Genomic DNA, 16,252 nt, shown 5'->3' with positions numbered 1-16,252 from the left:
GGAACAGCAGTTCCGGCACAGATCCGGGCCATCTGGGGGTGACCCCGACACGTGCCCCGGCAACCGTAGACAGGAGTATGGAGGGTATGCAGCTTCGCACCGACCTCCGCAACGTCGCCATCATCGCCCACGTCGACCACGGCAAGACGACCTTGGTCGACGCCATGTTGCGGCAGGCCGGCGCCTACGGCGCCCGCGGCGAGGACACCGAGCGGGTCATGGACTCGATGGACCTCGAACGGGAAAAGGGCATCACCATCCTCGCCAAGAACACCGGCGTGCGGTACATGCCGGCGGACGGCTCCGACCCGGTCACCATCAACATCATCGACACCCCCGGCCACGCCGACTTCGGCGGCGAGGTGGAGCGGGGCCTCACCATGGTCGACGGGGTGGTGCTGCTGGTCGACGCCAGCGAGGGTCCCCTGCCGCAGACCCGGTTCGTGCTGCGCAAGGCGCTCAAGGCCCGCATGCCGATCATCCTGGTCATCAACAAGGTGGACCGTCCGGACGCCCGGATCAAGGAGGTCGTGGACGACACCTACGAGCTCTTCCTGGACCTGGACGCCGACGAGGAGCAGATCGACTTCCCGATCGTCTACGCCTGCGCCCGCGACGGCATCGCCTCGCTGACCCAGCCGGCCGACGGCTCGGTGCCGAACGACAGCAGCTCCCTGGAGCCGCTGTTCCGCACCCTGCTGGACACCATCCCGGCGCCCGCCTACGAGGAGGGGGCGCCGCTGCAGGCGCACGTCACCAACCTCGACGCCTCTCCGTTCCTGGGCCGGCTGGCGCTGTGCCGGGTCCGGCAGGGCACCATCAGCAAGGGCCAGTCGGTCTCCTGGTGCCGCACCGACGGCAGCACCCAGCGGGTCCGCATCTCCGAGCTGCTGATGACCGAGGGCCTGGAGCGCAAGCCGGCCGACTCGGCCGGCCCGGGCGACATCATCGCGGTCGCCGGCATCCCGGAGATCATGATCGGTGAGACGCTGGCCGACGCGGAGAACCCGACCCCGCTGCCGCTGATCACCGTCGACGAGCCGGCCATCTCGATGACCATCGGCACCAACACCTCGCCGCTGGTCGGCCGGGTCAAGGGCGCCAAGGTCACCGCCCGGATGGTCAAGGACCGGCTCGACAAGGAGCTGGTCGGCAACGTCTCGCTGCGGGTGCTGCCGACCGAGCGGCCGGACGCCTGGGAGGTGCAGGGCCGTGGTGAGCTGGCGCTGGCCATCCTGGTGGAGCAGATGCGCCGGGAGAACTACGAGCTGACCGTCGGCAAGCCGCAGGTCGTCACCAAGGAGATCGACGGCAAGGTCTGCGAGCCGGTGGAGCGGCTGACCATCGACGCCCCGGAGGAGTACCTGGGTGCGATCACCCAGCTCCTGGCGACCCGCAAGGGCCGGATGGAGCAGCTGGTCAACCACGGCACCGGCTGGATCCGGATGGAGTGGCTGGTGCCGGCGCGCGGCCTGATCGGTTTCCGCACCGAGTTCCTCACCGACACCCGGGGCACCGGCATCCTGCACCACGTGTTCGAGTCGTACGAGCCGTGGTTCGGCGAGCTGCGGACCCGGCAGAACGGTTCGCTGGTCGCCGACCGGGCGGGCGCGGTCACCTCGTTCGCCATGATCAACCTCCAGGAGCGCGGGCAGCTCTTCGTCGAGCCGACCACCGAGGTGTACGAGGGCATGATCGTCGGGGAGAACTCCCGCTCCGACGACATGGACGTCAACATCACCAAGGAGAAGAAGCTCACCAACATGCGGGCGTCGACCTCCGACGAGACCGAGAAGCTGATCCCGCCGCGCAAGCTCTCCCTGGAGCAGGCGCTGGAGTTCTGCCGCGAGGACGAGTGCGTCGAGGTCACCCCGAGCGCGGTCCGCATCCGCAAGGTGGTGCTGGACCAGACGGCGCGCGGCCGGGCCGCCGCCCGTCGCAAGCACGCCGGCTGACCCACCGCCCGGCACACCACCGGAGCCCGGACCGCACCCGCGGTCCGGGCTCCGCCCGTTCCGCCCGCTCACCGGCCGGCGGTCACGACCGGCCCGGTTTCACCGCGAGCAGGGCGAAGAGGTCCGGCACCGGCCCCGAGCCGGACTCGGCGGTCCGGGTCAGGGTGAGGCCGGCGGCGGTGACCGCGTTGAGCAGGTCGGCCAGGGGTACGTGCCAGGCGCCGACCCGAGCCCGTACGCCGTGCGTCGACCAGACGCGGAAGCTGCGCTCCCGCTCGGCGTAGCCGCCGTCGACCACGATCCGCGCGGGATCCGACCGGTCGGCGAACGGGCCGATGAAGCACGGGTGGACGCCGACGTGGACGAAGCTTCCGCCGGGCGCCAGCACCCGGGCCGCCTCGGCGATCACCGCCGGATAGTCGGGCACGTCGGTGTGGGCGAGGACGCAGGCCACCGCGGGCAGCGCCGCGGCGGCGACCGGCAGCGCGGCCGCGTCGCCCCGGGCCACGGGCAGCCGCTGACGGGCGTGCCGGAGCTGCCCACCGGAGAGGTCGACGCCGACCGGGTCCCAGCCCAGCCGGCGCAGCTCGGTGGCGTGCGCCCCGGTGCCGCAGCAGAGGTCGAGGCAGCGTCCGGGGCCGGGGCCGAGCAGGTCGGCGAGCTGCCGGCGGACCCGGGTCATGTAGTCGGCGGCGGTGTCGGAGGCGAACTGCTCGTACCAGTCCGCGTGGGCGTCGTACGCGGCAACCGTCATGTCGGCACGGTAGGCGCTCGCGCCCGCGGCGCGCTGTCCCACACCGCGCGATGATCGGCTACCGTCTCGGCATGACCTGGGATGATCTCGACGCCCACCTGGACCGGGTGCCCGGCACCGTCTCGGCGCACGTGGGGCGGCTGGGCGCGGCCCCGACCTGGACCCGCCGACCCGACGCCACCCACTACGCGGCCAGCACGATGAAGGTCGCGGTGCTGCTCGCGTTGCACCGGGCCGCCGAGGCGGGCGAGCTGGACCTCGACGCGCCGATCCCGGTGGTCAACGAGTTCGACTCCGCGCAGCCGGGGACGCCCCGGTTCTCCTGCGCCCGGCACTACGACAACGACGACGCCGTCTGGGACCGGGTCGGCGGGACCGCTCCGTTGCGCTGGCTCGCCGACCGGATGATCACCCGGTCCAGCAACCTGGCCACCAACATCGTGCTCGGCCGGGTCGGCCTGCCGGCGGTGGCCCGCGCCTGGGCGCTGGCCGGGGGCCGGCACAGCGTCACCGGACGGGGCATCGAGGACTTCGCCGCCCGGGACGCCGGCATCACGAACCTGGTCACCGCCGCCGACCTGGCGGCGCTGCTCGGCGGGCTGGCCACCGGGGCCACCGGCCCGGGACCGCTGGCCTCCCCGGCCGCCTGCGCGGCCATGATGGACGTACTGCTGGCCCAGGAGCACCGCGAGGACCTGGCCTCCGGGCTGCCCGAAGGCACCCGCATCGCGCACAAGAACGGCTGGGTACGCGGGGTCCGGCACGGCGCCGGCGTGGTCCTGCCGGACGACGCCCCGCCGTACGTGATCGTCGTCTGCACCACCACCGACCTGGCCGACGGCGGCGCCACCGGCGAGGAGATCGAGGACGACGCCTGCCGGCTGATCGCGAACGTCTCGGCGCGGGTCTGGGCCGCCCGGCACGACCTGGCCGGCTGACCCGGGCACCTCACTCCAGCAGGTTGTCCCGCAGCGCCTCGCGCACCTCGTCGGTGACGCCCAGCCCGTCGCGCAGGTACGCGTCGAACGAGCCGTGCACCCGGCGTACCTCGTCGTAGGCGGCGTCCAGGTACTCCGGGCGCACCTCCAGCACCGGGCGCACCGTCTCCGGGTCCAGCGCCGGCTGCCGGCGCACCAGCGCCGCCAGCAGCACCTCGCGCAGGCTGACGGTCAACTCGTTGTGGCACAGGTAGTCGGCGCGGATCGCCGCCGGCTCGACGCCCAGCGCGGTGAGCAGCACCACCGCCAGCCAGCCGGTGCGGTCCTTGCCGGCCGAGCAGTGGAACAGCAGCGGCAGGTTCTGCGCGTCGGCCGCCAGCCGCACCGCCGTGGCGAACCCCTCCCGGGCGGACTCCCCGGTGACGAACCAGCGGTAGATCGCCGCCATCGCCGCCGGGGTGCCCTCGCGGGCCAGCTCGTCGTACGTCTCCAGGTCGTGGCCGAGCAGCAGCGCCGAGACGTACGTGAAGACCGGGTGCGCCGGGTCGAGGACCGGCAGGTGCACCACCCGGGGCTCCCCCACCAGCCGGTCCGCCGGGGCGACCGCCATCTCGGAGGCGTCCCGCAGGTCCACCACGCAGGCCGGGGCGAGCTTGCCCAGCACCGGCAGGTCGCCGTCGGTGAGCCGGCCCAACGCCGGGGTGCGGAGGAGCCGGCCGGCCCGCACCCGGCGCCCGTCGACGGTGGGCAACCCGCCCAGGTCGCGCGCGTTCGGGGCGCCCACCAGTTCCCAGCCCCGCCTGCCCATTCGGCCTCCCCCTCCGCTGCCCGTCTGCGTATAGGGTGCCGCACATGACGATCGCCGCGGTACGCACCCACCGGCTTTCCGCTCCCCTGCACACGCCGTTCGTCACCGCGCTGCGCCGTACCACCACCGTGGACACCCTGGTGGTCGAGGTGATCGACTCCGACGGGCGGTCCGGCTTCGGCGAGGCGCCCCAGGTCTGGAAGGTGACCGGCGCGTCGGTCGTCGGTGCCGAGGCGTGCGTCCGCGACATGCTGGCCCCCGCGGTCGCCGGCCGCGACGCCGACGACCTGGTCGCCCGCTGCGCCGAGGTGCGCACCGCGGTCACCGGGAACGAGTCGGCCAAGGCGGCGCTCGACGTCGCGCTGCACGACCTGGCGGCGCGGCGGCTCGGCGTACCCCTGGCGCGGTTGCTCGGCGGCACGACGCTGCGCGTCCCGACGGACGTGACGCTGGCCGCGGGCGACGCGGTGGAGCTGGCGGCGGCGGCCAAGCAGCGCCGCGGCGAGGGTTTCGACGTGCTCAAGCTGAAGGTGGGCACGGACGCGGCGACCGACCTGGACCGGGTCCGCGCGGTGCGCGCGGCGGTCGGCCCCGGGGTGCGGATCCGGCTGGACGCCAACCAGGGCTGGACCCCGCGCGAGGCGGTCCGGGTGATCCGGGGCATCACCGACGCCGGGCTCGACGTCGAGCTGGTCGAGCAGCCCGTGTCCCGGTGGGACCTGGACGGCCTCGCCTGGGTCAGCGACCGGGTGGAGGTGCCGATCCTGGCCGACGAGGCGGTCTTCGGCGTCCGCGACCTGGTCGAGGTGATCCGCCGCCGGGCGGCCGACCTGGTCAACGTCAAGCTGGCCAAGTGCGGCGGCCTGCACACCGCCCGCACGCTGCTGGAGCTGGCCCGCGCCCACGGCATGGGCACCATCGTCGGTTCCATGATGGAGAGCGCGGTCGGGGTCGGGGCGGCGGCCAGCCTGGTCGCCGCGTACCGCACCACCGCCGTCTCCGACCTGGACGCCGCCTGGTGGCTGGCCTGGTCGCCGGTGCGCGGCGGGATCCGGTACGACGGCGCGACCGTGGTGCTGCCGGACGCACCCGGGTTGGGCATCTCCTCGGTCACTGACGCAAAAGTGCAGGCTCGCGGTTGATGATCGTTGGTTTCTTTCATAGGGTCGGGTAGGCGCCCGCCCGAACCGGAGGTCGACGTGAAGCTGCAACCGGGCCGCGAGGCCGTCGTCCGGGTCGCCGTCGCGACGCTCTGGGCCACCCCCGAGGCGGTACGCCCCGTCGACCGCCCCGCCCTCGCCCCGCGCACCGACATCCCGGCCTGGGTCGCCGGGATGGACACCGACCAGCGGGTCGGCGAGTGCGTGCTGAGCCAACTGCTGCTCGGCGAGCGGGTGCTGGTCACCGAGCTGCGCCCGGACGGCTGGGCCCGCGTGGTCGCCGTCGAGCAGCCCGCGGCGGAACTCGACCCGCGCGGCTACCCCGGCTGGCTGCCCAGCGCCCAGCTGGCCCCCGACGAGCCGGTCACCGCCGCCGGTGACCCGCTGGTGGTCGACGCCGCGATCAGCACGCTGCACACCGCACCGGGCGGCCCGGTCGCCCTGCCCGGCGTCGTCCTCGGCACCCGACTGACCCCGGCCGGCGGCCCGGTGGACGGGTGGCGTCCGGTGCACGCCCCCGGCCACCCGGAGCCGCTGTGGATCCCCGAGGCGGACGTGGTTCCGCTGCCCACCGGCCGGCCGGAGCCCGGCGAGGTGCTCGCCGTCGCCGAGCGCCTGCGCGACGTGGTCTACATCTGGGGCGGGGTCTCCAGCCACGGCATCGACTGCTCCGGCCTGGTACACCTGGCCTGGCGCCGCTTCGGGGTGACCCTGCCCCGGGATGCCGACGACCAGGCCGAGGCCACCGCGCCGGTGCCGCTGGGCGAGGAGCACCCGGGCGACCTGTACTTCTTCGCCCGCCCCGGGCGACCGATCCACCACGTCGGCATCGTCACCGCCGAGGCCGGCAGCGACCGCCGGATGCTGCACGCCTGCTACCGGCAACGCCGGGTGCTGGAGGAGCAGCTGCCCGCCGATCGGGCCGCCACCCTGGTCGCCGTCCGCCGGGTCTGAGCCGTACGTACGAGAGAGGGGCACCCCGCCGGCCGGGGTGCCCCTCTCTCGTACGTAGCGGATCGGTCAGTGCCGGGCTTCGGCCAGCTCGCGGCGGCGGTCCCGGGACGACTTGATCAGGCTGGCGGCGGTGGCCACGGCGAGGGTGCCGAGGATGACCGACAGGGAGAGCCAGATCGGGATGTGCGGGGCCCACCCGACGTGCTCGCCGCCGTTGATGAACGGCAGGTTGTTGTCGGCCAGGGCCTCCAGCACCAGCTTGACGCCGATGAAGCCGAGCACCACCGCCAGGCCGTAGCTGAGGTAGATCAGCCGGTCCAGCAGGCCACCGAGGAGGAAGTAGAGCTGCCGCAGTCCCATCAGCGCGAAGACGTTGGCGGTGAAGACGAGGTACGGCTCCTGGGTGATGCCGAAGATCGCCGGGATCGAGTCCAGCGCGAAGATCAGATCGGTGGTGCCGATCGCGATCATCACGATCAGCATCGGGGTGAACAGTCGCTTGCCGGCCTGGTGCGTGGTCAGCTTCGCGCCGTCGTAGTCCTTGGAGATCGGCAGCGCCTTACGGCTCCACCGGATCAGCACGTTCTCGCTGAACTCGTCCTCGTCCGGCTCACCCTGCCGGGCGAGGTTCACCGCGGTGTAGATCAGGAACGCGCCGAAGATGTAGAAGACCCAGGAGAACTGGGAGATCAGCGCCGCGCCGGCGGCGATGAAGCCGCCGCGCATGACCAGGGCCAGCACGATGCCGACGAGCAGCACCTTCTGCTGGTACTGCCGGGGCACGCCGAACCGGGCCATGATGATCACGAAGACGAAGAGGTTGTCCACCGAGAGGCTGTACTCGGTGAGCCAACCGGTGTAGAACTGGCCGGCCGCGCTCGCCCCGGAGGTGAGCCAGAGCCCGGCACCGAAGATGAGGGCCAGGGCCACGTAGAAGCCGACCCAGATGCTCGACTCCCGGACACTGGGTTCGTGCGGTCGTCGACCGACGATGAGAAGGTCGACGAGCAGGACCGCCGTCATCACGACGAGGGTCCCGGCCCACACCACTCCGGACACGTTCAATGCATTCCTCCGGCAGACACGCGACGTCGGGCACACCGTAACGCCGGCTGGCGGCGGGACGGGCGGCGACGCGGACTCTGGTGACTGTCGGAGGTCTCTTCCGCCAGCGACCCGCGGGCGGGGCGATGACCGACGGCGCCGGGTCGGGCCGCCGGTTTCGGCGGTCGACCGTGCTGACGACTCCGTCGCGGGGGAATACTCCCCTCCTCGGGGGCCATTGTTCCCCATCGCGGCCGGGCACCGCATCTCCAGGTACCGCGATTGCCGACAGCGTCACGTTCCGACAGGGTGCGGGCCCCACTTCCCCTATGGCGTCCTAGGAGGCTAGGTGTTGCGCAGTCCGCACCCGCCGGGGCGGCGGACGTCCTGCTCAGGCGGGTGCCACCAGGGGATCCGCGAGGGACCAGCCGGCGGCCAGCAGCGTGTCGCAGGCCGCCACCGCCCGCGCCAGCCGCTCCGGGTGCGGTCCGGTGAGCTCGATCACCGGCACCTCGCAGCCGGCCAGCTCGGCCCGGAACCGCTCGGTCATCCAGGCCCGCAGGTGCGCGCCGTCGCGCAGCCCGTCGTCGAAGAACGGCACCCCGACGTGGTCGGTGAGCAGATAGAGCGCCGGTCGTCGGGCCGCCGCCCGGACCGCCTCCGACGCCGAGCCCAGATAGCGCTCCTCCCAGACCGCGGTCGCCCGGGCGTCGGTGTCGCAGACCAGCAGCGGACCGCTGGACCGCGCCGCGGCGTCCTCCGCCGCCTGCTGGGCGCGGACCACCTCGACGAAGTCGTCGGAGTCCCAGGTGACGTCGAAGACCGTCGCCGCCGGCCGGTGGGCCCGCAGCCGGTCCAGCTTGCGGGCGGTCAACTCCCGGCCGTACTCCGGCACCCAGGCCGTGCCGTAGTGCGCGGCGAGGGCGGCGGCCATCGTGGTGGTGCCGGTGGACTCCGCCCCGACCACCACCACCCGCCGGACAAACCAGGCCCGCACCGGCGGGCTCAGTGCCGCCCAGTGCCCCACCGGATCGGCCCGCACCGCCGTGCCGGAGACCGGCACGACCCGCCGGTCCGGGTCCACGCAGACCGCCGTGGCGTCGAACCGCCGAGCCAGTTCCCCGCCGTACGCCTCGGAGGAGAACACCGCGTCCACCGGGCGCCCGCCCAGCGCGGCCCGGAAGACCGCGCAGTGCGCGTCCCAGGCCGCCGGGTCGGCGTAGTCGACCGGGTGGTCGTCGTAGCGGCCGACGAACCGGACCCAGGGGGTGTGCGCGTGCGCCTCGCGCAGCCAGTCCAGCCGCAACGCGAGCGGGATGGACTCCCGGCGCGACGGGGCGACCACCACGGTGACCGCCGCGCAGCGGGCGGCGGCGGCCTCGATCAGCGCGTGGTGCCCGGCGTGGGGCGGGTAGAACTTGCCGACCACCATGCCGTGCCGGAACTCCGGCCGGGCCGGGCCGGCGGGCGGGGCGCTCACGCGGTCACCGGGGCCGGACCCGGCGGCACCAGGCTCGGGGTGCCGGCCCGTTGCAGATCGGCCCGCCAGGCCCGCAGGCCGAGCACGCAGAGCGCCAGGAAGATCAGGTACAGCGCGCCGGTGAGCCAGAGGCCCTTGTACGCGTAGAGCGGGATGTAGATCAGGTCGGCCACGATCCACAGCCACCAGCTCTCCACCAGCTTGCGGGTCTGCCCGTAGGTGGCCAGCAGCGACAGCGCGGTGGTGAGCGCGTCGGCCAGCGGCACCGTCGAGTCGGTGGCCCGGTCCAGCAGGGCCCAGAGCCCGCCGGTGAGCAGCACACCGGCCACCGCCAGCCCGGCCCACTCCCGCCCGCTCGTCCGGCTGACCGTGAGCCGGCTGCGCCGCTCGCCGCCGAAGAGCCAGTGGTACCAGCCGAAGAGGCCGAGCAGCACGTAGACCACCTGGAGGCCGGCGTCGGCGTACAGGCCCGCGGTCCAGAAGAGCACCATCAGCAGCAGCACGTTGGCGATGCCGACCGGCCAGTTCACGATGTGCTGCCGGGCGACCAGCCAGACGTTGAGCACCCCGGTGGCGAAGCCGAGCAGCTCCGCCCAGGTCGTCCCGGCGCCTGCGACGGTGAACGCGACCGTGGTCAACCAGTCCAGCATGATCCGCCTCTCCCCTGGCCCGAGCGATCACCCTAGGGCCGCACCGGCCGGCGGACCAGACCCCACCCCACCGGTTCCACCGCCGGCCGTGCGAGGCTTCGGTCATGGTGCTTGAGGTCGCGCTCATCGACGTACTGCCCGGACACGAGGACGGGTTCGCCGCCGCCTACGCGCAGGCGCGTGGGCTCCTCACGGCCGCCGAGGGCTGCCGGTCGGTCCGGATGACCCGGGGTGTCGAGACCCCGACCCGGTTCGTGCTGCTGGTCGAGTGGGACTCCGTCGAGGCGCACGACCAGAACTTCCGGGCCACCGAGTCGTTCGGGAAGTGGCGCGCGCTGATCGGCCCGCACTTCGCCGGCCCGCCCCGGGTGGAGCACTTCGTCGACGTCCCGGCCTGACCGACTGATCCACACCCGTCGTTGTCGTACCCCCCGGTTACCGTGCGGCGCACGCGCGGCACACCGGCCCCGACGCGTTCGGGGGTGCCGGGTCCGGTGGCCGCGCGGCGACAATCTGCTGGCGCCGACCGGGCCCGGCGGGTTGACTGTCGATCATGAGTGATCGGGTCTTCCTGGTGACCGGCGTGAGCCGGCGGATCGGCATCGGCGCGGCGGTGGCCCGGCTGCTCGCCGCCGACGGGCACCGGTTGCTGCTCACCGGCCTGCCGGCCTACGACGACGCCCAGCCCTACGGAGGCGACCCCGACGGCGTGCCCGCGCTGCTGGCCGAGCTCGGCGACGCCGCCGGGTACGTCCCGGCCGACCTGCTCGACCCGGCCGCGCCCGCCGCACTGGTCGCCGAGGCGGTACGCCGGCACGGTCGGCTCGACGCGGTGGTGGCCGTGCACGCGTACTCCACCCACACCCCGCTCGGCGCGCTCGACGCCACCGAGATCGACCGGCACCTGCTGGTCAACGTCCGGGCCACGCTGCTGCTCGCCGAGGCGTTCGCCGCCGCGTTCACCGCCGGCTCGGGCGGCCGGCTGGTGCTCTTCTCCAGCGGGCAGCGGCTCGGCCCGATGCCCGGCGAGCTGGCGTACGCCGCCAGCAAGGCCGGCGTGGAGAACCTGACCGCCCAGCTCGCCCCGCTGCTGATGCCCTGCGGCATCACGGTCAACTGCGTCAATCCCGGGCCGACCGACACCGGCTACGCCCCACCGGACGTGCACGCCGCCGTGGCCGCGCTCTTCCCCGGCGGGCGCTGGGGCACCCCCACCGACGCCGCCCGGCTGGTCCGCTTCCTCTGCTCACCGGAGGCAGACTGGATCACCGGTCAGGTGATCGACTCCGAGGGCGGCTTCGAGCGGCACCGCTGAGCACCCCTCACCCGACGCGCCCCGCCGGCTCCCCCTCGACGCTGCCCGGCCACGCGCCGTTGGCGGCCTCGGCGGCCCGGTGGCGCAGCAGCGCCACGGTCTCCTCGCCGCTCAACGCCACCCCCGACAGCCAGTCGGTCATCCGCTCGTAGCGGGCGACGTCGGCGTCGGTCACCAGCCGCACGTCGCTGGTGAGCGTCTCCACCATCACCGTGCGCGGGTCCGCCGGGTCCGGGAAGGAGTAACAGGAGTAGGCGGTCAGCGCGTGCACCGCGCCGGGCGGGGCGGCCGTGCGGGGCACCACCCGGATCGTCACGTTGGGCAGGTCGGCCACGGCGAGCAGGTGCGCCAACTGCTCCTGCCAGACCTCGACCGGGACGCCGGCCGGATCGCAGACCCGCTCGTCGAGCAGGCCGGTGTAGCGCGGCGGATCGGGGCGGCGCAGCACCTCCTGGCGAACCAGCCGGGCCCGCACGTCGGCCTCCACGTCGACGTCCGGGTGCAGCAGCCGGCCCGCCAGGACCCGCAGCCGGGCGTACCCCGGCGCCTGGAGCAGGCCGGGCACCACGGCCGGCTGGTACTCCACGATGGTCGCCGCCCCCGCCTCCAGCTCGGCGTAGGTGCGCTGCCGCTCGTGCATCTCGCCGAGCGCCTTCCACCAGCCCCGGCTGGTCGCGGCGTCGCGGGCGATGACGATCAGCGCCTCCCGCTGCGGCGACGGCACCTGGTAGACGTCCAGCAGGTCGAGCACGTCGGCGAGGTCCGGCCGGCTCTGCCCCAGCTCGATGCGGGACAGCTTCGAAGTGGAGGCCCAGCCCAGCAGCCCACACACCTGTTCCAGGGTGAGCGCCTCCCGTCTGCGCAGCTGGCGCAACTCGGCGCCGAGTCGCGCACGTCGAATGACAGGACTCGATGACAACGGCATCCCGGCCTCCCCACGACGGAGGGTACGCAGGACCGTCACCCAGGGCAATACCTCGCTTGCGCACCGCAACCACCCGAGGCCCGCGGGAGGCGCACAAAGGCGCCCGCCACGTCCGCGCCCAGCGGACGTGGCGGGCTCGGGTGCCCCTTACTTCACGCCCGCGGCGTCCATCCCGCGCAGTTCCTTCTTGAGGTCGGCGACCTCGTCGCGGATCCGGGCGGCCAGCTCGAACTGCAGCTCCCGGGCGGCGGCCAGCATCTGGTCGTTGAGCTCCTGGATGAGCTGCGCCAGGTCGGCGCGGGCCATCCCCTCCCGGGACGGGCCGGCTGCACCGGCCCGACTGCGGCTGCGGGTCTCCTTGACCGGGGCCTTGCCCCGGGAGAGCTGGCGCACCGCCCCGCCGACCCGGCTGTTCTCGGTGTCCTCCGCCTCGCGGTAGATGTCGTCGAGAATGTCGTGGATCTTCTTGCGCAGCGGCTCCGGGCTGATGCCGTGCGCCTCGTTGTGCGCGATCTGCTTGGCCCGCCGCCGGTCGGTCTCGTCGATCGCGTCCGCCATCGACGGAGTAATCTTGTCGGCGTACATGTGGACCTGGCCGGAGACGTTCCGGGCGGCCCGGCCGATGGTCTGGATCAGCGACCGGCCGCTGCGCAGGAAGCCCTCCTTGTCGGCGTCGAGGATCGCGACCAGCGAGACCTCGGGCAGGTCGAGGCCCTCCCGGAGCAGGTTGATGCCGACCAGCACGTCGTAGTCGCCCTTGCGCAGCTCGCGCAGCAGCTCGACCCGGCGCAGCGTGTCGACCTCGGAGTGCAGGTAGCGTACCCGGATGCCGTTCTCCAGCAGGTAGTCGGAGAGGTCCTCGGCCATCTTCTTGGTCAGCGTGGTGACCAGCACCCGCTCGTCGCGCTCGGTGCGCAGCTTGATCTCGTGCATCAGGTCGTCGATCTGGCCCTTGGTGGGCTTGATCACGACCTCCGGGTCGATCAGGCCGGTCGGGCGGATCACCTGCTCGACGAACTCGCCCTGGGCCTGCTCCAGCTCCCACGGGCCGGGGGTGGCGGAGAGGAAGACCATCTGGCCGACCCGCTCCAGGAACTCGTCGAAGCGCAGCGGCCGGTTGTCGGCGGCACTGGGCAGCCGGAACCCGTGGTCGATCAGCATCCGCTTGCGGGACGCGTCGCCCTCGTACATGCCGCCGATCTGCGGGATGGTCACGTGCGACTCGTCGACCACGGTGAGGAAGTCGTCCGGGAAGTAGTCGAGCAGGCAGTGCGGCGGGCTGCCGGGCAGCCGGCCGTCCATGTGCATCGAGTAGTTCTCGATGCCGGAGCAGAAGCCGACCTGCCGCATCATCTCGATGTCGTAGGTGGTGCGCATCCGCAGCCGCTGGGCCTCCAGCAGCTTGCCCTGCCGCTCCAGCTCGGCCAGCCGCTCGCCCAGCTCGGTCTCGATGTCGCGGATCGCCCGCTCCATCCGCTCCGGGCCGGCCGCGTAGTGGGTGGCCGGGAAGATGACCAGCTGGTCGACCTCGCGGACCACGTCACCGGTGAGCGGGTTGAGGTAGTAGAGCTTCTCCACCTCGTCACCGAAGAGCTCCACCCGGACCGCCAGCTCCTCGTACGCCGGGATGATCTCCAGGGTGTCGCCCCGGACCCGGAAGGTGCCCCGCTGGAAGGCCATGTCGTTGCGGGTGTACTGGATGTCGACCAGCCGGCGCAGCAACTGGTCGCGGTCGAGCTCCTGCCCGACGGCGACCCGGACCGCGCGGTCCAGGTATTCCTCCGGGGTGCCCAGGCCGTAGATGGCGGAGACCGTGGCGACCACGATCACGTCGCGGCGGGTGAGCAGGGACATGGTGGCCGAGTGGCGCAGCCGCTCGACCTCCTCGTTGATCGAGGAGTCCTTCTCGATGTAGGTGTCGGTCTGCGGGATGTACGCCTCGGGCTGGTAGTAGTCGTAGTAGGAGACGAAGTACTCCACCGCGTTGTGCGGGAGCAGCTCGCTGAACTCCTTGGCCAGCTGGGCGCAGAGCGTCTTGTTGGGGGCGAGCACCAGCGTGGGGCGTTGCAGCCGCTCGACGAGCCACGCCGTGGTGGCGCTCTTGCCGGTGCCGGTCGCGCCGAGCAGCACGGTGTTGCGGTCGCCGCGCCGGACCCGACGCTCAAGATCGTCGATGGCCGTCGGTTGGTCGCCGGCCGGCTGAAACTCGCTGACGACCTGGAAGCGGCCGTCGAGCCGGGGAATGTCGAGCGCCATGACATCAACGGTACGCCGGAGGTCCGACACTCCGCCGCGACTACCGCGGGTCCGTGATCGGCTTCGATATTCCCATTGTGGCCCACATCCCACCGCGCTAGCCTGAACTCCGTAGGCCGCTCGCGGCGGCCGACCGGGCCGGTGGCCGGGCTCTCACGGGCTCCCACCCCCGGCACAGGAGGTCGCAGCACCCGGACATCGCCGGCGTGCGCACCCGACGTGGTCGCGCTCAAGGCGCAGACCGGCCGCCGCGAGCGCCCCTGCCCCCTTCCCCGGCGCGCTCGTCACCCTCGCCGCCGCCGGGCGTTCAACCACTCGTGGAGACCTCCCCCGACCGGCCGCCCCCGCCCGCCCCGACGGGCCCGTCCCCCGGCCGCCCCGTCGCCGGGCGGCCGACCGCGCACCCGTCCACCCGTATCCCCGTCTTCGTCGGCAGCGGCGGCGGGCCGGGAGGTGCCGACCACGGCGCCGGGGGTCGCCGCCGCCGGCCGGGCCGGCGGCGGCGCGAGCCCGCCCGGCACGCCCGGCCCACCGCGGCGGCCCTGACCGCCCTCGGTCCCGCCCCCGATCAGCCCGCGCGCCGGCGCACCGCCCTGGCGGCGCTCGGCGTGGTCGCCGCCGCCTCCGCCGCAGCGCTGGTCGGCGGCCTGCTGAGCTGGGCGCCGCCGGGCGAGCCGGCCCGGGCCCTGACCGCGGTCGAGGCCGAGCGGCTGGCCGCGACCCGGGTCACCAATTACCGCGACGTGCGGGCCGGGGTCCGGGTGACCGTCGGGGCCGGCGCCGCCCGCACCGACCTGGTCGGTTGGATCGACTGGGCCCGGCCCCTGGCCTACCTCGACGTGGGCGGTCCGGGCGCGGGCGGCGACCGGGGGCTGCTGCAGGCGACGCCCTCGGTCGTGGTGGTCCGCCCCGATCCCGCCGCGGTCCCGACGCCGGCCCTGCCGCCGCCGGTGCCCCCGGCGGACCGCTGGCGACTGCGCGAGCTGCCCGCCGACCGGGCGCTCGCCGGAGCGCTCGACGTGCTGTTCCGGCTGAGCGCGGACCGGGCCGAGCCGGCCGACCCGCTGCGCCACGGCGCGGGTCGATGGGTGGGACGGGAGACGCTCGCCGGGGAGCCGGTGGACGTCCTCCAGGCCTTGCTGCCCGGACGCAGGGTCGCCGCCGACCCGACGGCCGGTCCGTCCGCTCCGCCGGCGGCCGGCGACGGCGACCCCCGCTGGTGGGTCGACCGCGACTCCCGGCTGCACCGGTGGGAGGGGCGGCTCCCCGGCGGGCAGGTCGTCGCCGTCGAGCTGGACCGCACCGACCGGCCCGCCATCTGGCCGGTCGACGCGCTGGGCGGCCGGCCCGGGCTGCCCCGCGCGCTCACCGACGTCGAGGCGGACCGGCTGGCCCGGCTGCCCGCCCGGCTGAGGGCGCAGCCCGGCGCCGCGGTCACCGTCGCCGTCCCGCTCGGCACCGCCGCCAACCTGCGCGGCTCGGGGTGGTTGAGCTGGACGGGCGGGGTGGCCTACCTGTCGGTGGCCGAGCTGGACACCCTCGGCCGGCGTACCCTGCTGCGGCGCGACCGGGGCGGCTTCGCCCGGGCGGAGGTGCCGGTCGGGCCGGGTGACGGCGGCGCCGGGCTCAACGGGCCGCCGCTGCCCCCGCCGGCCGGCGCCGCCTGGCGGACCAGCGCCCGCCCGTTGGACGACCTCGACCTGCTGGTCGACGCGGCGCTGCGGGCGCAGACGGCACCCGCCCGACCCGGCGCCGCTGTGCGGCTGCGCACCGACCGGGTCGGCGGCCGGGTGGTCGAGGTGGTCGAGCTGCGCGCCCAGGGCCTGCGGTTTCGCTACTGGCTGGACCGCACCGGACTGCCGCGCCGGCTGGAGCTGCGCACCCGCGCGGGCGCCTGGGCACAGCTGGACCTCACGCCGGAGGCGGTGCCGGCGGGAATCGTGCCGCCCCGACCCGGGCCGCCCGCCCCCAAGGCACCGGCGGCACGGGCCCGCCCGGCGGGTCGCCGCTGAC

The 16,252-nt window shown here is 74.0% G+C and carries 14 protein-coding genes; 7 read left to right on the top strand and 7 right to left on the bottom strand.

Going from position 1 to position 16,252, the window contains the following annotated elements; all coding sequences use genetic code 11:
• Window positions 1–86: 86 nt before the first annotated feature.
• Window positions 87–1,955: a translational GTPase TypA gene (typA, locus tag V6U88_RS06050; RefSeq protein ID WP_334450563.1), complete on the top strand. Its 1,869-nt coding sequence runs from the start codon at window positions 87–89 to the stop codon at window positions 1,953–1,955.
• A gap of 82 nt (window positions 1,956–2,037) precedes the next feature.
• Here typA and V6U88_RS06045 read toward each other — a convergent pair whose 3' ends face one another.
• A complete protein-coding gene (locus tag V6U88_RS06045) occupies window positions 2,038–2,709 on the bottom strand; it encodes a class I SAM-dependent methyltransferase (protein WP_334450561.1) in 672 nt (223 codons plus the stop codon).
• Between the two features lie 71 nt (window positions 2,710–2,780).
• Here V6U88_RS06045 and V6U88_RS06040 point away from each other — a divergent pair, with 71 nt between their 5' ends.
• A complete protein-coding gene (locus V6U88_RS06040; protein ID WP_334450559.1) occupies window positions 2,781–3,647 on the top strand; it encodes a serine hydrolase in 867 nt (288 codons plus the stop codon).
• Window positions 3,648–3,657: 10 nt separating this feature from the next.
• Here V6U88_RS06040 and V6U88_RS06035 read toward each other — a convergent pair whose 3' ends face one another.
• The gene (locus V6U88_RS06035) at window positions 3,658–4,455 is read right to left on the bottom strand and encodes a tyrosine-protein phosphatase (RefSeq protein WP_334450557.1); all 798 of its coding nucleotides are present in this window, start codon (window positions 4,453–4,455) and stop codon (window positions 3,658–3,660) included.
• A gap of 44 nt (window positions 4,456–4,499) precedes the next feature.
• Here V6U88_RS06035 and V6U88_RS06030 point away from each other — a divergent pair, with 44 nt between their 5' ends.
• The gene (locus tag V6U88_RS06030; protein WP_334450555.1) at window positions 4,500–5,597 is read left to right on the top strand and encodes a mandelate racemase/muconate lactonizing enzyme family protein; all 1,098 of its coding nucleotides are present in this window, start codon (window positions 4,500–4,502) and stop codon (window positions 5,595–5,597) included.
• 57 nt (window positions 5,598–5,654) lie between these two features.
• Window positions 5,655–6,569, top strand: a complete 915-nt coding sequence (locus V6U88_RS06025; RefSeq protein ID WP_334450553.1) for a C40 family peptidase — start codon at window positions 5,655–5,657, stop codon at window positions 6,567–6,569.
• A 66-nt stretch (window positions 6,570–6,635) separates the two neighbouring features.
• Here V6U88_RS06025 and V6U88_RS06020 read toward each other — a convergent pair whose 3' ends face one another.
• The 3 genes from V6U88_RS06020 to pnuC all read right to left on the bottom strand — a co-directional run bounded on the left by V6U88_RS06020 (window position 6,636) and on the right by pnuC (window position 9,743).
• On the bottom strand, window positions 6,636–7,634 hold the full coding sequence (locus V6U88_RS06020) for a TerC family protein (protein WP_334450552.1): 999 nt from the start codon (window positions 7,632–7,634) through the stop codon (window positions 6,636–6,638).
• A gap of 370 nt (window positions 7,635–8,004) precedes the next feature.
• Window positions 8,005–9,093, bottom strand: a complete 1,089-nt coding sequence (locus V6U88_RS06015; protein ID WP_334450550.1) for an AAA family ATPase — start codon at window positions 9,091–9,093, stop codon at window positions 8,005–8,007.
• Window positions 9,090–9,743 (bottom strand): nicotinamide riboside transporter PnuC, encoded by a 654-nt coding sequence (pnuC, locus tag V6U88_RS06010; protein WP_334450549.1) that lies wholly within the window; start codon window positions 9,741–9,743, stop codon window positions 9,090–9,092. The genes V6U88_RS06015 and pnuC overlap by 4 nt, the downstream gene beginning before the upstream one ends.
• Before the next feature lie 104 nt (window positions 9,744–9,847).
• Between pnuC and V6U88_RS06005 the strand changes: the two genes are divergently transcribed.
• Both V6U88_RS06005 and V6U88_RS06000 read left to right on the top strand, forming a co-directional pair.
• Window positions 9,848–10,141, top strand: coding sequence for an antibiotic biosynthesis monooxygenase family protein (locus V6U88_RS06005; RefSeq protein WP_334450548.1), 294 nt, complete (start codon window positions 9,848–9,850; stop codon window positions 10,139–10,141).
• A gap of 155 nt (window positions 10,142–10,296) precedes the next feature.
• Window positions 10,297–11,058 (top strand): SDR family oxidoreductase, encoded by a 762-nt coding sequence (locus V6U88_RS06000; protein ID WP_334450546.1) that lies wholly within the window; start codon window positions 10,297–10,299, stop codon window positions 11,056–11,058.
• A gap of 7 nt (window positions 11,059–11,065) precedes the next feature.
• On the opposite strand, the gene V6U88_RS05995 is transcribed toward V6U88_RS06000, so the two are convergent.
• Together V6U88_RS05995 and uvrB are read right to left on the bottom strand one after the other, a co-directional pair.
• Window positions 11,066–11,983, bottom strand: a complete 918-nt coding sequence (locus V6U88_RS05995; protein WP_334450545.1) for a helix-turn-helix domain-containing protein — start codon at window positions 11,981–11,983, stop codon at window positions 11,066–11,068.
• A 147-nt stretch (window positions 11,984–12,130) separates the two neighbouring features.
• Window positions 12,131–14,239: an excinuclease ABC subunit UvrB gene (gene uvrB, locus V6U88_RS05990; RefSeq protein WP_334450543.1), complete on the bottom strand. Its 2,109-nt coding sequence runs from the start codon at window positions 14,237–14,239 to the stop codon at window positions 12,131–12,133.
• 317 nt (window positions 14,240–14,556) lie between these two features.
• Between uvrB and V6U88_RS05985 the strand changes: the two genes are divergently transcribed.
• Window positions 14,557–16,251 (top strand): hypothetical protein, encoded by a 1,695-nt coding sequence (locus V6U88_RS05985; protein ID WP_334450542.1) that lies wholly within the window; start codon window positions 14,557–14,559, stop codon window positions 16,249–16,251.
• Window position 16,252: the final 1 nt, after the last annotated feature.

Source organism: Micromonospora sp. CPCC 205739 (genome assembly GCF_036906795.1).
GTDB lineage: Bacteria > Actinomycetota > Actinomycetes > Mycobacteriales > Micromonosporaceae > Micromonospora.
The sequence above is the reverse complement of the archived record's forward strand: the minus strand, read 5'-3'. Positions and strand labels throughout refer to the sequence as shown.

Excerpts from the sequence above, each read along its gene's own strand:
- typA (WP_334450563.1), top strand. The coding sequence starts at position 87 with ATGCAGCTTCGCACCGACCTCCGCAACGTCGCCATCATCGCCCACGTC.
- V6U88_RS06045 (WP_334450561.1), bottom strand. The coding sequence starts at position 2,709 with ATGACGGTTGCCGCGTACGACGCCCACGCGGACTGGTACGAGCAGTTC.
- V6U88_RS06040 (WP_334450559.1), top strand. The coding sequence starts at position 2,781 with ATGACCTGGGATGATCTCGACGCCCACCTGGACCGGGTGCCCGGCACC.
- V6U88_RS06035 (WP_334450557.1), bottom strand. The coding sequence starts at position 4,455 with ATGGGCAGGCGGGGCTGGGAACTGGTGGGCGCCCCGAACGCGCGCGAC.
- V6U88_RS06030 (WP_334450555.1), top strand. The coding sequence starts at position 4,500 with ATGACGATCGCCGCGGTACGCACCCACCGGCTTTCCGCTCCCCTGCAC.
- pnuC (WP_334450549.1), bottom strand. The coding sequence starts at position 9,743 with ATGCTGGACTGGTTGACCACGGTCGCGTTCACCGTCGCAGGCGCCGGG.
- V6U88_RS06005 (WP_334450548.1), top strand. The coding sequence starts at position 9,848 with ATGGTGCTTGAGGTCGCGCTCATCGACGTACTGCCCGGACACGAGGAC.
- V6U88_RS06000 (WP_334450546.1), top strand. The coding sequence starts at position 10,297 with ATGAGTGATCGGGTCTTCCTGGTGACCGGCGTGAGCCGGCGGATCGGC.
- V6U88_RS05995 (WP_334450545.1), bottom strand. The coding sequence starts at position 11,983 with ATGCCGTTGTCATCGAGTCCTGTCATTCGACGTGCGCGACTCGGCGCC.
- uvrB (WP_334450543.1), bottom strand. The coding sequence starts at position 14,239 with ATGGCGCTCGACATTCCCCGGCTCGACGGCCGCTTCCAGGTCGTCAGC.